The following is a 14,735-nucleotide window of genomic DNA, read 5'->3' as shown; positions in this document are numbered from 1 at the left end:
AGTAAATTTTAAGAGCTCTGTACAAAATGTATAATTAATTTCAATAAAGAGCCATAGATAGGCTTCTCATGAAAAATAAATTTTCATTTAAAAACCAGATTAAATTATTTTAATCAGTAGATACAGGAATTAAATTCGCCTATGAAACCTCGAAAAACAAAAGTTTTACTAAATATTGAGGCTTTCACTTAAATTTCACACCTCTTAAAACCATATTTTCTTCTCCTTTCTTTTGTTTTGATACAAAAGAAACAAAAAATCAAGACAAAAAGATGCTTCTACGCTACAATTCAACGCGCTCCCCGCCTTTTTGTCCACCCACGCGCATACTCTGAGCAAACATTATTTGGCCTGGAAACTTCGAGGTATTTATCAAGAGTGTCCTAGATAAGTTTTCTGAAAAGGCTATGTTCGATCGGCAGTGCGCGTAGCACCCTGTTCGCCCGCATTTGTGTCCTAACAAATGCTTTTGACATGATTTTAATCCTTGTATTAAGCTAAATCCCAAAAGGATAAGTGTCAGGCACTTCATCTTCTCTTCCTTTAACTTTCAAAGCACTTAATGCCCTGCTTTTATTAAAGAAAACAAAAGCATCATAGCGCTTTTGTATAATAGAAGGCACATAGTTACCATAGCGTTCGCGCTCGGGATGATAGACTACTCCAACAGCTCTATGGGGTATCCTTGCCTGAAGTTCCGGATGATGTTTTATATCCTCGAAAAAAACAAAAAATTGCTTCCCTGACTGATGGCAAATCTCTTCCCAGCTGCCGGGACGACCCATCGGAAGATCCATTAAATCAACAGTTGCTCCCCAGCTTGTTCCTGCAAGTACAGTGCCCATATAAGAGCCAAAACCAACCAATGAAACGTTTTCTTTCCCATATTTTTTCCTTGCCAATTCACCAATATTGTAAAGTCCATCATCAGCCATATCAGTATGAGAGGCATCACCAATATGGGTATTGTGGGCCCATACAATTCCTTTCGAACTCTCCCCATGGAATCCCAGCAAACGATCCAGGGTGTTCATCATATGACTATCACGAATGTTCCATGTAGAAGCTCCACCCTGTACCATCACCCGATAGTATTTTTCGGCATTTTTGGCGATAATGGCATTCTGTTCCGTACTGAACACATGCTCTTTATCTGTATTATAAACTGGTGTTTTCATCTGAATTTCAATCAGCATTTCTGCCACTTCTTTACTGCAGCCTTCCGGCACCAGATAAGTTGAATGCGCATATCGCTGACCATCACCATTCCTATGTGGCTCAAAACATCTCATTGCTTTCTTTGCTGTCTGCAAAGCTGTAGGATCCTCCTTTTCAAGGTAGTTCATTATGGCATCCAATGATTCCCAAAGGCTGTAAACATCTAATCCATAAAAACCTTTGCGTTGATTGGCTGCAAGTGAGCTGTTAAATTCTTTGAGCCAGCCGACCCATTCCTCCACTTCCCAATTAGCCCACATCCATGCAGGCCATCGTTCAAATTTCTTCAGCACATCATAGGTATCTTTTTCGGAATTTTCGTAGTGCTTCACATGTCTGTTCAACTCATAGCAAGGAGGCCAGTCACCCTCTACGGCTACAAAATCAAACCCATGTTCCTCCAGAAGAATTTTCGAAATTCGCGCCCTCCAATTATAATATTCATGGGTGCCATGAGATGCCTCTCCTAACATCACTACTTTTTTATCCTTTACCTGATTAATTAGGGGTTGTAAATCAGCCGAATCAACGAAATCGTGTTTTTTCTCTTTTATTAAATCTGTTAATGATTGTGCCATTATTGTTCATTTTGTCGCTAAAAAAATCAGCCTTGTCTTTATAAAAATTATGATAATAAGTACCCTTAATAATGAGTCACTCTTAAAAGTGAATCTCAAGGGTTCTCCAATCTCCCGAAACATTCCGGTACGCCTTTGGCAATAATACTGGCAGCAAGGCTTACTTCATTGATGTCCAGGTGACTTGTCCATGTATCGGTAGCTAGATTTTCAGAATTGCTCCAGAAACTTTCTGTTTCATCAGCCAGGGAAATATAGGGTCTTAAGGGCTCTATATTAGTACCCCATTTCTTAAAATCTTCCTTTTGCCCCCAAATCGCCCGTAAGCCTAATGATAAACCACATTCCCTAAATGCCAGTCTTTGAGAAGCAGGGCTATCAGGATCATAATCCTGTAAATACATTTCCAGGCCTTTATTGAAATTCACCAGAAGTACATTGGGCTTAATTGAATCAGGCACTTCCATTTTTTGTGACAGCTCTGTCACCCTGATAGTGTTTAAAAGCAATCCTCCCAATCCTAAAGGATCGGTTGTAGTCCAATCAGTTCCTGAACAAAGAATTTTAAAATTTCCCAGAGTTTCATCATACACAGTAAAAACTTCTGGTGCTTTATCTTTTGCCGTTAACAGACAAATTAAGCCCTCCAGAGGATCATGGGCACCCATTGAAGGCACTAAAGGCCTGGAGAGATCTACGCTCATTTTCCAATGCATTTGAACATTCTCTTTTGTTTTGTTAATAAACTTCTTTCCGGCCAAACAAAGCTCAGCAGCCCAGTTAGCATACTTTTGATCATGAGTTTGTGCTTCAGCTTGGAATAATGCATTAGCCCATCTGGTATTATAATGAAAATATTGACCATCTCTTTCCCATTCCATTTGTTCATCAACAGGCTGATCTATTGTCCGCTCTTTTAACCTTTTTCCTATTCGAAGGCCATTGATGGTGGGGTGCTTTATGGCTTCTTCTTCATTTAAGCCACTTATTGCACCTAGCCGCTTATCTTCGGGATGATATTTCCCTAATTTATCATGCACTTCATCAATCAATTTAAGTGCATAGTCATGGTATTTTTCCTCACCAGTGAGTTGCTTCAACCCAAAAAAGCTTTGGACTGCAAATGCATCAGTCCAGAGGTATCTCCTGTAGGGATCACCCGATACTTCTTTTGTGATGCCGGTTCTTTTGGCAAATCCATCCATCAGGTTTTGGGCAATTGATATTTTAGTCTCTAAAGTTTTCATCATTTATCAATTTAAGTCTATCAATCATTCCTGAGCCTCCCCTGTCATAGGTACAAATCTTACCATCATTACGGTTTCCTCTTCAAAACTATCCTGGCCCGTCCTTTTAAGCTTCACCAGCTTCTGAGAACCAGATCCTATAGGAGCCACTAATACTCCTCCTGTTTTTAGTTGCAACTTTAAAGGTTCAGGGATTTTATTGGGAGCTGCTGTTAACACAATAGCATCGTAGGGCGCATGTTCCGGCCAGCCCCTGTAGCCATCTCCATACTTGGCATGTACATTTGTAGTACCAGCTACTTTAAGATTATCCATTGCCAGCTCTGCCAGCCATTCAACTATTTCAATAGTATAAACTTCACTTGCAATTTCAGCCAGCACAGCCGCATTGTAGCCACAACCTGTTCCTATCTCCAAAACTTTGGAATCCTCATTGAGTTCAAGCTGTTCAGCCATATAGGCCACTATATAAGGTTGGCTAATGGTCTGGGATTGGCCTATTGGTAAAGGGCCATCTTCGTAAGCCTGATCTTTCAAATCTTCCGGCACAAAAAGTGTACGATCAACTTTATCCATAGCCTCCAACACAGCAACATCCCTGATATTTCTATTAATCAGTTGCTCCTCCATCATTTGTTCCTTGCTAATCATCTCACTGATTTTTGAGTTAAAAAAATATATTTAATAGATTAAAAAATACTCCATATTCTCAATATGGAACTAATAGGCATTCGTCTATTTCCATAAATACTCCATGGTATAGGGAGAACCATCCTTTGTCCAGAAGCTACCATCAATAAAACGATATCCATTTTCCTCCTGGGCAATAGCTTCCATTTCCTCTTTACTTAATTCAATTTCTGTAGCTTCCAAATTACTTTTTATGTGATCCGGACTTGTAGATTTCGGAATGACTGATATCCCCCTGTTCAGTACCCAGGCAATTAATATTTGCGCTGGTGATTTAGCATGATTTTTTGCGGCTTCTTTAATTGACTCCAGCTCAAACAGATCCGGGTCATCATCACTTTTCATTGCAGCTACCCTGTCTTTAGACCCTAATGGAGAATAAGCTGTTACCATAATGTTGCGTTGCCTGCAGAATGTAACCAATTCATTTTGAGGCAGGCAAGGATGTAGCTCTACCTGATTGACTTCAGGTACTATGTCTGCTACATTGATCAGTTTTTGTAAATTGGTCATACTAAAATTGGCCACCCCAATATGTCTGCATAGTTTTTCAGAAACCAGTTCCTCCATGGCTTTCCAGGTTTCATCCAAAGGCACTTGTTGTGGGTTCAGGAAATCACTTCCGCTTTTTGGTTGAACGGCATCAAGCTTTTGAGCTACCGGCCAGTGGATCAGGTATAAATCCAGATAATCGAGTTGCAAATTATCCAAGGTGATTTGTAAGGCTGATTTCACATCCTCTTGTTTATGCGCATTGTTCCATAACTTTGAAGTGATAAATATTTCTTTCCGCTTTACCAAACCATCCGAAAATGCTTTCTGCAATGCCTTTCCAATTTCCTTTTCATTACCATAAATGTACGCACAATCAATGTGCCTGTAACCACATTTAATAGCTTCAAGTACTGCATTGTAAACTTCTCCGGGTTCTGATTTCCAGGTTCCGAGCCCTAAAGCAGGTAAAATATCCCCGTTTCTAAATGTTAAGTTCTTCATTGATTTATTTTTCAATTTGATTCATTGATGATATGAATTTACCATCATATACAATTGCTTCTAAGAAAATTAGCTTAATAAGTGAATGTATGTAATACAAGACGTTCTAACCACTGTTTCGGTTTTGGAAATGATGATATGATTTGGGCAGGGAAGTAGCTTAATAAAGCATTTGTTAAGACACAAACTCTGATAGTAAAGATTTCTATCGTTTGATCTTCTTTTTTAAGCAAACCGGATTAAAGAATTAAATTCTATAACAGCTACTTGAGTATAAATACTGCCTTTTTTGACTTCCTGATATGGAGGATCATTAAGGTGGCCATAAGTACAAACATGGCTATAATCAACCAGCCATTAACTACACCAAACCATTTGCGGCTGTCAACTTCGTTGGCTAAAGCAAATAGCATTCTTCCCAATAAAGTGAGTTGAAACAATAGCCAACCAATCCAAAGCACTGGATGGTAAAGCGTATGCCTCACTTTTAAAACCATTGGCAAAATTATTGGTGCATGAGCCCAAATCATAGAAAAAGCAAATCCTAAAAAGAAAGTGTGAAGAAAAAGATCGTAAAAGAATGGATGAAATTTTAAAAAACACAGGATTAAGCCAAAAGAGACTAACCAGACATAGCCTGTCATTAAACCCACACCTATGTAGCGGTGATGGGATGTTTTCTTCATGGAAATACGTGCCATGTCAAACTTAAGCAGCCACAGCCCAATTAAAATAGCTGCAATGCCCATAACCCAATTACCATTACTGTGGAAAGGAGTTAGTATCCCTATGATAAACAAACCTAATAATCCGTAGAGTAAATACCGACTCCAATTGGGATTAGGTAAAAATTTAGTCAGTTCCAGTCGCTCCCCGACTATTGTCCATAATATAAAAGCTATCCACCAGGGAGAAGCCATGGGAATAAATCCTGTTTTAATTACTAAAATATTGCCGATCAACCAGCAGATGGAGCCTACCAGCAATAGCCACTGCTCAGGCAACTTATATTTAAGTGCCTGAATGTATAATATTAAAACCAGGCCTGCACTTGCAAGCATGAGGAAATACAGCCCTGATTGATAAAAACCTGAAATAAAAAGTGGAGCTGAAAGCCCCCCTAATAAAGGAACAAGAAACCATCCTTTTCCTTTCATGACAATACTTCTTTCCAGGGCAATTAAGCTTCCCAGAAAGCCTCCAGTCATCAATAAGCCATGTGTTGCAGCCGTTTCAGAAATAACAATTTCAGTCCAGCCCAGTCTCACCCAACCACCTGCTATCCCTGAAATGAGAGAGATAATCACAAAGGGAAAGATAAGACTACTTTTCGGTGGCATCTTACAAATCCTTCTTGTGGAACAATCTGAATGAAATAAATACAGGCAAAGCAGTCCAGAAAAGCAATGCCAGAAAGGCTAAAGCAATACCCCAGCCCTGTGTAAAGAACTGGTTAAAAACTGCTCCACTATATCCCATTAAAGCTGCTGCCTGTGTTTGCATCAGCACCAGTATTCTACCAATATCAATCGGGTTAAGCAATGTGATATATAAGATAATTTTTTCTATAGGGTAATCGCTGAAATTATACATCAAAAGCAAGATCAACCCATCAAAAATCAATACAAAATACACCCAGAACAATAAGGAAACTCCCATTCCTTTTGCTTTATCCCGAGTCCATATTCCGGCCACCAAGGCGATAGCTATAAAAATAAAAGTCAGCAACAAATCGACTCCCAATAGCATTAATGAAGCAATGGAATAATTCATTACCAGCATAGGTATTCCTAAACCTACTATTAAGGCCAGTCCGAAGGCGATACATAGCCCAAGGAAAATACTACTTAAAATAGTTTTCCGCTTAAGGGGTTGTGCCAGCATCAGCACTATAAATTCGTACATATTATAGTAGTACATGGTGGAGAAAATAATGGTCATCATGGGTACTACCAACAAGCTCAGGTTAAGCAAGCCCAATAAAGCTTTATCGGCTTGCCCTTCCAGCATAAAAAAACCAAAAGATGCCGCCATCAGGAAAATCATGTACAAGAGGATAATCCAGTTTCTGAAAAGATCCTGAACAATAAATTTAGTGATCTTAAGCATGAACGGCCTCCTCTCCATTTAAAATATGTGCAATGATTTTATTCAACCTGTCTTCTGAAGTTTCCATTTTAAGTTGCTCCAGACTTTTGAAGAACTGCGTTTTCCCGTCCATTAAATAAGCCACATGAGTGGTAATCTCGTCCAAATCATTCAGTATGTGAGAGGTAATTAAAACCAGCTTTCCATTGGTGATGGATTTTCTCAGCTTTTCCTTTAATATTTCATTAGAGACAGGATCCAGCCCTGCTGTGGGTTCATCCAGAACAAGAACTTTTGGATTAAACAAAAATGCCAGGGCAGCACTTACTTTTTGTTTCATTCCTCCGGATAAAATATTTAATCTTTTGGTTTTCATCTGTTCAATTTCAAACGAATCATACAGCTCCCAATCATAGACATCAGCTTTTATATCCTCCCTCACATCCCTTATCATATTAAATAGCTGGCCTACTTTCATATTATCAGGAAAACGGCTGATTTGAGGCATATATCCAATATTCTGACGGTACAAACTCTGGTTTTTAATAGAACTTCCATTGAATAACATTTCCCCCTTATCGGGAATCACCATGCCTAATAATGCTTTAATGAGGGTAGTTTTACCCGAGCCGTTTGGGCCTATTAAAGCCACACCCTGTCCTAATTCAAATTGCAGGTTTATATTTTGCAATACATGATGCTTTCCAAACTTTTTATTGAGTTCTCTGATATGAATCATGTGATATAGGTTTAATTTGTGGTTTTTTGTCTATTAAATGTTCTGGTATCATTTGAGGGAACATACGTTCGGCCATCTCCATGCTATTTACCAAAAAGCTGTGCAACAACATATTGGCTGCAGGAATTTTATCCGTCACCAAAGCAAATAAATTCACAGGCCGATGCGGCACATCCCCTATTCCATCTTTATCCAGATCATATCCTTTATACTGTCCCCAATAATTACCTTCAAAATGATTAAGATTGGATTTTGAGTTGGTTAACACTTCAAAAGTGTTGCCAATGAAGTTGTTGGATAAAATTTCATTATTCAGGCAATTGCCTTTAATGTTAATCGCCTTTCCATTATTGATAAAATTATTATTAGAAATCCTGATTCTATTGGCGCCCTCAGCCAAAACACCGATTGTATTTCTTTCAAAAATATTTCCTTCCATCAGGCCATCGCTTATTTCTTTCAGCAGAATGCCGTAGGAGGCACCTCCCCAATTATCTTTGAACTGATTTTCAATCATTTTAATTTGCTTACTGAACATAACTGCCACACCGGAGCCATTGTGCTGAAAAATATTATTTTTATAAATGTCGTAATTTGAGAACATGAAATGCAATCCGTAACGCATGTTGTATTTACTTGAATTTCCCCTGATCAGGCTTTGGTCCACAAACTCAAAATAGATGCCGTCCCTGTGATAGCTCACCATATTATCAATCACCTCTATATTATTTGCTTTCCAGATGTGAATAGCATTACCAGCATTGATTTCATTTTCGGCATCTCCTATGATGGTGTTGGAGATCACTTTACAATGAGATGATTTTTGTAGATAAATTCCAAAAAATGTATTTTTCAAAATATTATCCTTTATCACCACATTGCGTACCTCCACCAATCTAATAGCCGCTCTGTCTTTAAGAAAACTTACCCCCACATTTTGAAGTGTAAGTCCACTTATGTTTACATTATCGGAAGCCACAATCAATATTTCGTCTCCCCCATTGCTGTCAATAACAGGTTTACCCACACCTATAATAGTCAAAGGTTTTTCAATGGTAATCAGGTCTTCAAAATAAGTGCCGTTATGGATATAAACGGTATCATAATCAGCAGCCATTTCCACAGCTTTTTTTATTTCCGAAAGATCGGATTTAGGTTTAACATGCCAGGTTTTGGCAGATAAAACTTCCGCAGAGCAGGCAAAAAATATGAAACCGATTAAAAGTTTATAAAGCATCAATTGATGGGGACAGATTTCAATTCTTTTTTTAATTCAGGCCAGGTCATTACAAGTCCATCATCAGTCATGGTATTTTCTTGTGAAAGAAATGCTGCAATATTGCCACCCATAGGGCTTTTATACTTTTCTGACTGCACAAAAACCAGCTCTTCTACATTATGTAACTCAGCAGGGTCATCATAGCTTAAGACCAGTATATAGGCATACTTCTGATCGGGATTTTCCTTCATAAATGGTAGCATGCATTCCACGGCATCAAATTTAAATACTCTGGCTTTTTCAGTGACTAATTCTCCCCCATATTTAGGATCTACAATTCCCATTTTGCAATACACACAATGATCGGTGCCAAAAGCAATGGGTTCAGGCTTAGGGGTACACGACTGAAAGCTGATGAAAATTAAAATCAGCATTAAATTTTGAAGGTACTTCATACAATCAATATTTAATTAGTAGATAAATAAGAAGCTTTTTCTTTTGGAACAGCTCTTCTTTTTCTCCAAAAGGCCAACCCTGAAATGATGATTGACAAGCCCAGGAAAACACCACCCCAATGCGGATAAGATTTTACATAGAAGTTGAGTAAATCTTTTTCGCCAAATAATGGTGGCATAAATGACATTCCTTCTATTTTAATGGGAGCCATAGGATCAAGATTATGTCCATAATCATATAACCAAAGATAAAAATCATAGATTCCTAAAGTGCCTAATACTGCCATCAATATAAACCAGCTTAAGTAAGCCCAGGTTTTATTCAGCCAGATGGTTAATACTCCAAAACCCAACATAAAATAGGTGATGATAGGGAAATATTTAAGTTCAGGAATAGATTCAGGATGAATGGCCTGCATGCCTATGTAATGATTGAGAATATTTACATTCTGCACTATATTTTTTTCACTTCCTGAGACCTTATTGATCCAGATATGGAGTTGTAAACCACCCGGAAATTGAGCTGCCTCAAGTGTAATTTGCCAGAGTGGAAAAAAGAAAACTAATCCCAGACATATTAAGCTAGCGAGCATGATGATTCTCGGCTGCAGGAAATTTTTCATAAGAAGATTTTGTAAGTAAAATACTGCCACCGTATGCCGATGGCAGTATTTGAATTTAATTATTTGGAAGCATCAGCACTTGCTTTGGCTTCATCATAGAATTTATGAGCCGCTTGCTGATTGTTTCTCAATTCTTCGTTCAATCCCCATTTCAAAGGAACATCAGAACCTTTAGCAGATACCCTTGCATAACCTGACATTTCCTGATGAAGTGCCGAGCAGAAATCCGTGCAATAGAAGGCATAAACTCCCACTTTTTTAGGTTCCCAAACCAATGTTCTGGTTTGTCCCGGCATAACCAGTAATTCTGCATTGGTGGCTCCCTGTATGGCAAATCCATGAGGTACATCCCAATCCTGCTCCAGGTTAGTTACATGGAAATATACTTTATCTCCTACCTGGAAACCTTCAATATTATCAGGTGCCAGGTGACTCCTCATGGCAGTCATGTACACATGCACTTCATTACCATCACGCTCTACTTTGGTTTTACCCTCACCTAAAGTGGCATAAGGGTGTTCATTGGCTTCAATGTCATAGAATTTCACTGCGTTAGGCTGTACCTTATCAGCTTTAATTCCCTGCGCATAATGCGGCTCTCCTTTGGTAGGGAAATCCAATATCAGTTTCATTTTATCTCCGCTGATATCAAATAATTGAGCTGAGTGCGCTAATTCAGGTCCTGTTGGTAAATATCTGTCTTTGGTGATTTTATTCATGGCGAGCAAGTATTTGCCATCCGGTTTACGGGTTTCACCGCCCGGTATCATTAAGTGACCAGGAGAATAGAAAGTTGGTTGTCTGTCTAAAATTTCTTTAGTTTCTACATCCCATTTCACTACTTCAGATGAAATAAAGAAGGTAGTATAAGCATTGCCTCTTCCATCAAACTCTGTATGCAAAGGACCTAAACCTGGTTTTTTAACAATACCGTGTAGTCCGGCTTCATAGTTAATCACCGGAATTCCATCTATATCGCCATCGAAATTTTCATCTTCTATAGCCTTCATCAATTTACTAAAAGAATAAACAGACATATCTGCGGACAATTTACCGTTACCTACTATATATTCTCCCGTTGGATCAACATCGCATCCATGTGGCGATTTAGGTACAGGAATAAAATAAACCATTCCCGGTAATTCTTTAGGATCAAGAATTTTAGTCAATGTTCGTTCCTTTGATTCAACAATTCCTGTACTTTCATCTACCAAATTGTGGAAATAGGAAGTCTGACGCTCAGTAAATTTACCTTGCTTCATATATTCCTCTGCTTTTTTCCAGTTAATGATCGCCATTAAATCCTTATCTTTCTGAGAAGCATTTACTTCTAAAAGGGAATGTGCCTGCTCTGAATTATAAGTTGTTAAAAAGCTCCATCCGTGCGAAACTGCTTTACCATTTCTTGCAAGGTCATAATTAAAACCAGGCATTTCAATCTGGAAGGCCAGTTCCATATGACCGTGCTCAGGATCCACTGAAACGTAGTTGATCAACCCTTTAAAGTTTTCTTTGTAAGTATCAATAGGCACATCTTTCTGTGGAATGGGAATACTAAAACGTGTGCCGGATACTAAGTATTCAGAGTTTTCGGTAATAAATGGTGCACAGTGCAAGCCTGCCACATCAGGAATTTCAAGAATCTCAACCGTTTCAAAAGTAGATAAATCAATCCTGGCTATTCTTGGTGTATTATTGCCGTTTACAAATAGCCACCTGCCATCAAATTCCCCTTTTGTTTGAGAAAGTTCAATATGGTGTGAATCGTCCCATGGAACAAATCCATAAGAGGTATTGAACATCGGCTTGGTTTCTTCACTATATCCATACCCATTTTCAGGGTACTGAGAAAATACAGGAATTTCTTTTAACAATCTACCTGACGGAAGTCCGTAGGCAGTAATTTGTCCGCTATACCCACCCGATAAAAAGGCGTAATATTCATCATACTCGCCCGGGGCCACATAGGCTTGTTCGGCTGCATTTCCTTCTACCACTTTGGTGGAGTCTTTCTGGTCGCATGAAATAGTGAATGCTATCAGGAATAGCATCCAAAATCCAAACTGCATTCTATTTTTCATGTTCATGATTGTTGATTTTATATTGTTCTTTTTTAGGTAATTATTTTAAGAAAGTATTAGATAGCCTGGTCTTTTTTACCCGTCTTATCCATATCATTATTTCTAAAGAACTCCAGTATGGCACGTGCATCTTCCATTTTCACATTCTGATTTGGCATGCGTGTTAAACACTCTTCCAATAATTTTTGAGCTTCCGGATCTTCCACCAACATTACATCTACATTGGTGATCATATTCATGATCCATTCAGGCTTTCTTCTATTAGTAACACCTGCAAAACCAGGCCCTACCACTCTTTGATCAGTTAATTTATGGCATGAGGAACATTTCATTTCATAAATTTCCCTTCCACGTTTTATCATTTGTTCATCCAATTCCACAGTTAATTCCACCTCTTTCACCTCTCCGATTCCTTTTCCTTGCTTAATAGATTCAGGTACATCTTTCTTCTGGGTTTGTTGCTCAGATTGCTGCTCAGACTTTTGTTCAGAGCCGCCTCCACCGCAAGCATACATAATCATTAATGCGATCAGGATTACAGGTAATTTTAGCTTTTTCATAGTTTTCATTTTTATTGGTACAAATTAAGTTATTGTGTTTAGTTAAAATCATGATAAAAGTCATGTATATATATGAGCTTCCTTTAATTGAACTTGATTGAGCAGTCCCTTTAATAATATAAAAACCAGTCCCAGAGGCAATAAAACAGACATAAAAGCCAGTACTTCATGATAGGCCGGTAACATGCCCCATCCCATCCAGTAGAAAAATCCCTGGAGAAATAAGATCAGTTCTGTAGCCACAAATCCTATGATGAAAACAGCTGAACCGAGTTTACCTTTAAATTGTGGGATTCGTTCAAATAGAATAACAAACAACCATCCTGTAATGAGGCCTAACATGGTTAAATGGATATACCCTATCATGAAATTCCTAATAACAGTGGAAATGCCGGCTATATCAGGGAATACTAACATGAGTTGAAATACTACTTTTGCCAACCATGAAAATAACCCAAACAGCAGTAAGGCACGAGTCAAAGAATTTTGAACTTTAAATGCAGCAAGCAATTGTTTCCTTACCGGCAGAAATAGATATATAATAGCTGCCATTTGCAGTACTACTCCTAATGCATTAGTGAGAAATAAAAATTCCTGTTGGTAGGCCCAGTCCAGTACGTGGAAGAAAGTAAGCAGTAAACCTGATACATAAAGGTTGAAAAATCGTATAAAATGCTTTTGAGAAAGATGTACATTCCAGTTATTGAACTGGCGGAGGATCAATGCTAAAACAGCTAATGCAAACCAGCCATTAAATTGGAAATGAAGGTAAAATTGTATAGCTAAGAGATACAATGGACTGCTTCTCAAATCTGTGGCCATGATTGGCCCCATCGCCCAAATGCCGAGCGTAGAAATAAGCATAAAAATCAGGCTGGCTTTTACCAAAAGAAGCACCTGCGGATTTTGAATTTGCAGATCTTTCCAGATTCTCCAGGCAAAAATATAACTGGCAATAATGTGCAGGGTAGAAAAAGTAATTGAAACGGCTGCATAACCTTGTATAGGAAAGCTGACCATCATACCCACAACAGATAACTGTGTAAACCAAAACAGGCGGGAATAAAACGGCTTTTTTTGTTTGTCAGGAGGAACAAAAAAATCTACAAAAAAGGCATACAGGGCCAGATAGATCCAACCTAACATTGCAATATGTGAATGCCCATGCAACATATGCCTGTAATCAAGCCATGGAATTTCCCATACGAAAGCAAATCGCAATAGAAGTCCCATTAAGGCAGCTATTAAGAAATTAATTAACGAAACCAAAATCCATGAGCTACGCATAAAAGTAGAATTAAGAGCCTTAACTACTAATGTAGTTAATTCTGACCATATTTTAAGATTATTTTATCCTTTTATCCTATAAATAAAAAAAATTATGTTTCATTGGCCTCTATTTCAATAGCCGCAGGGAATAAGATATTGTTTTCCAGATGGATATGTTTATGCAAATCTTTTTCAAATTCCTCCAATAGCTGATAAGTAACCCTATAAGTATTACAGGCATCTGTGGGAGGTGTATAGCCTGAAGTAAGTTCAACTATTCTTTCAAAGCGATCACCTTCAGCTTCATGTTCATCCATCATCATGCTAATTGGATTTTTTACTGTACCAAAATAAGGGGGGTCTATAGCTGTTCCTGCCATTTCAAAATTTACCATCTGTCTTATATAAGGAAATAAAATATCCTCTTCTTTCCCCATATGAGCTGTTAACTCAGTAGCTGATTCTTTAAATTCATCTCTAATCTTAAAAAGCTCAGGATGTGAATCTCCATGTACTTTGCACAGTTTGTCAAGATATTGGGATAGCAATGGAATACGCTCCTGCACATACCTATGATGTTTCTTTTCAATATAATCTGCCAATAAATCCATTGGCCAAGATTTAAAGTCAATATCTCCTTCTTTTTTGACAGCAAAAATTTTATCTAATGCTGACTTTACCTCAGCAGAATTTATTTTCTTCTTATCGCATGCTTCCTCTATGGATCTGTTGCCCTTACAGCAAAAGTCTATTCCAAAAGCTTCAAATACAGTAGCTGCTCTGTAATCCTTTGCCACTAATTCCCCGATTGTTTGTTCTTTGATAGTATTCATAATTATCTCTGTATAGAGCTTTAGTCAAGTTTTCAAATTACTTCTTAAGTTTTGTCCGCTTCTTTTCTTTATGATAATACAAATATACATAATTTTCTATTTCGGATAATTTTATCCTTTATTATTTTAATACAAAACT

Annotated in this window: 14 protein-coding genes; all 14 read right to left on the bottom strand. The window is 38.0% G+C overall.

The genetic code is table 11. The annotated features are described in order from the left end of the window. Positions 1 to 497: 497 nt before the first annotated feature. Positions 498 to 1,796: an erythromycin esterase family protein gene (locus JKA74_RS07910; RefSeq protein WP_201430621.1), complete on the bottom strand. Its 1,299-nt coding sequence runs from the start codon at positions 1,794 to 1,796 to the stop codon at positions 498 to 500. A 95-nt stretch (positions 1,797 to 1,891) separates the two neighbouring features. Then, complete coding sequence (locus JKA74_RS07905; RefSeq protein WP_201430620.1) at positions 1,892 to 3,046, bottom strand: glycoside hydrolase family 88 protein; 1,155 nt, start codon at positions 3,044 to 3,046, stop codon at positions 1,892 to 1,894. A 21-nt stretch (positions 3,047 to 3,067) separates the two neighbouring features. Then, positions 3,068 to 3,694 carry a protein-L-isoaspartate(D-aspartate) O-methyltransferase gene (locus JKA74_RS07900; protein WP_201430619.1) on the bottom strand — a complete coding sequence of 209 codons (627 nt, stop codon included), beginning with the start codon at positions 3,692 to 3,694 and terminating at the stop codon, positions 3,068 to 3,070. A gap of 84 nt (positions 3,695 to 3,778) precedes the next feature. Continuing rightward, positions 3,779 to 4,729, bottom strand: coding sequence for an aldo/keto reductase (locus JKA74_RS07895; RefSeq protein WP_201430618.1), 951 nt, complete (start codon positions 4,727 to 4,729; stop codon positions 3,779 to 3,781). 263 nt (positions 4,730 to 4,992) lie between these two features. Further along, positions 4,993 to 6,069 (bottom strand): hypothetical protein, encoded by a 1,077-nt coding sequence (locus tag JKA74_RS07890; RefSeq protein ID WP_201430617.1) that lies wholly within the window; start codon positions 6,067 to 6,069, stop codon positions 4,993 to 4,995. Position 6,070: 1 nt separating this feature from the next. Beyond that, positions 6,071 to 6,838, bottom strand: a complete 768-nt coding sequence (locus tag JKA74_RS07885) for an ABC transporter permease subunit (RefSeq protein ID WP_201430616.1) — start codon at positions 6,836 to 6,838, stop codon at positions 6,071 to 6,073. Next, positions 6,831 to 7,556, bottom strand: coding sequence for an ABC transporter ATP-binding protein (locus JKA74_RS07880; protein ID WP_201430615.1), 726 nt, complete (start codon positions 7,554 to 7,556; stop codon positions 6,831 to 6,833). The genes JKA74_RS07885 and JKA74_RS07880 overlap by 8 nt, the downstream gene beginning before the upstream one ends. Further along, positions 7,531 to 8,793 carry a nitrous oxide reductase family maturation protein NosD gene (nosD, locus tag JKA74_RS07875; RefSeq protein WP_201430614.1) on the bottom strand — a complete coding sequence of 421 codons (1,263 nt, stop codon included), beginning with the start codon at positions 8,791 to 8,793 and terminating at the stop codon, positions 7,531 to 7,533. Before nosD ends, JKA74_RS07880 begins: the two co-directional genes overlap by 26 nt. After that, a complete protein-coding gene (locus tag JKA74_RS07870) occupies positions 8,793 to 9,230 on the bottom strand; it encodes a nitrous oxide reductase accessory protein NosL (RefSeq protein ID WP_201430613.1) in 438 nt (145 codons plus the stop codon). The genes nosD and JKA74_RS07870 overlap by 1 nt, the downstream gene beginning before the upstream one ends. An 11-nt stretch (positions 9,231 to 9,241) precedes the next feature. After that, the gene (locus JKA74_RS07865) at positions 9,242 to 9,853 is read right to left on the bottom strand and encodes a hypothetical protein (RefSeq protein WP_201430612.1); all 612 of its coding nucleotides are present in this window, start codon (positions 9,851 to 9,853) and stop codon (positions 9,242 to 9,244) included. Between the two features lie 59 nt (positions 9,854 to 9,912). After that, positions 9,913 to 11,934, bottom strand: a complete 2,022-nt coding sequence (gene nosZ, locus JKA74_RS07860; RefSeq protein WP_201430611.1) for a Sec-dependent nitrous-oxide reductase — start codon at positions 11,932 to 11,934, stop codon at positions 9,913 to 9,915. A gap of 56 nt (positions 11,935 to 11,990) precedes the next feature. Beyond that, positions 11,991 to 12,494 carry a c-type cytochrome gene (locus tag JKA74_RS07855; protein ID WP_201430610.1) on the bottom strand — a complete coding sequence of 168 codons (504 nt, stop codon included), beginning with the start codon at positions 12,492 to 12,494 and terminating at the stop codon, positions 11,991 to 11,993. 60 nt (positions 12,495 to 12,554) lie between these two features. Continuing rightward, on the bottom strand, positions 12,555 to 13,781 hold the full coding sequence (locus tag JKA74_RS07850; protein WP_201430609.1) for a hypothetical protein: 1,227 nt from the start codon (positions 13,779 to 13,781) through the stop codon (positions 12,555 to 12,557). A 92-nt stretch (positions 13,782 to 13,873) separates the two neighbouring features. Then, positions 13,874 to 14,596 carry an iron-sulfur cluster repair di-iron protein gene (gene ric / locus JKA74_RS07845; protein WP_201430608.1) on the bottom strand — a complete coding sequence of 241 codons (723 nt, stop codon included), beginning with the start codon at positions 14,594 to 14,596 and terminating at the stop codon, positions 13,874 to 13,876. Between the last annotated feature and the right edge of the window lie 139 nt (positions 14,597 to 14,735).

It is taken from the genome of Marivirga aurantiaca, from assembly GCF_016679925.1.
GTDB classification, from domain to species: Bacteria; Bacteroidota; Bacteroidia; order Cytophagales; family Cyclobacteriaceae; genus Marivirga; species Marivirga aurantiaca.
This window is presented reverse-complemented; position numbering and strand designations above follow the sequence as displayed.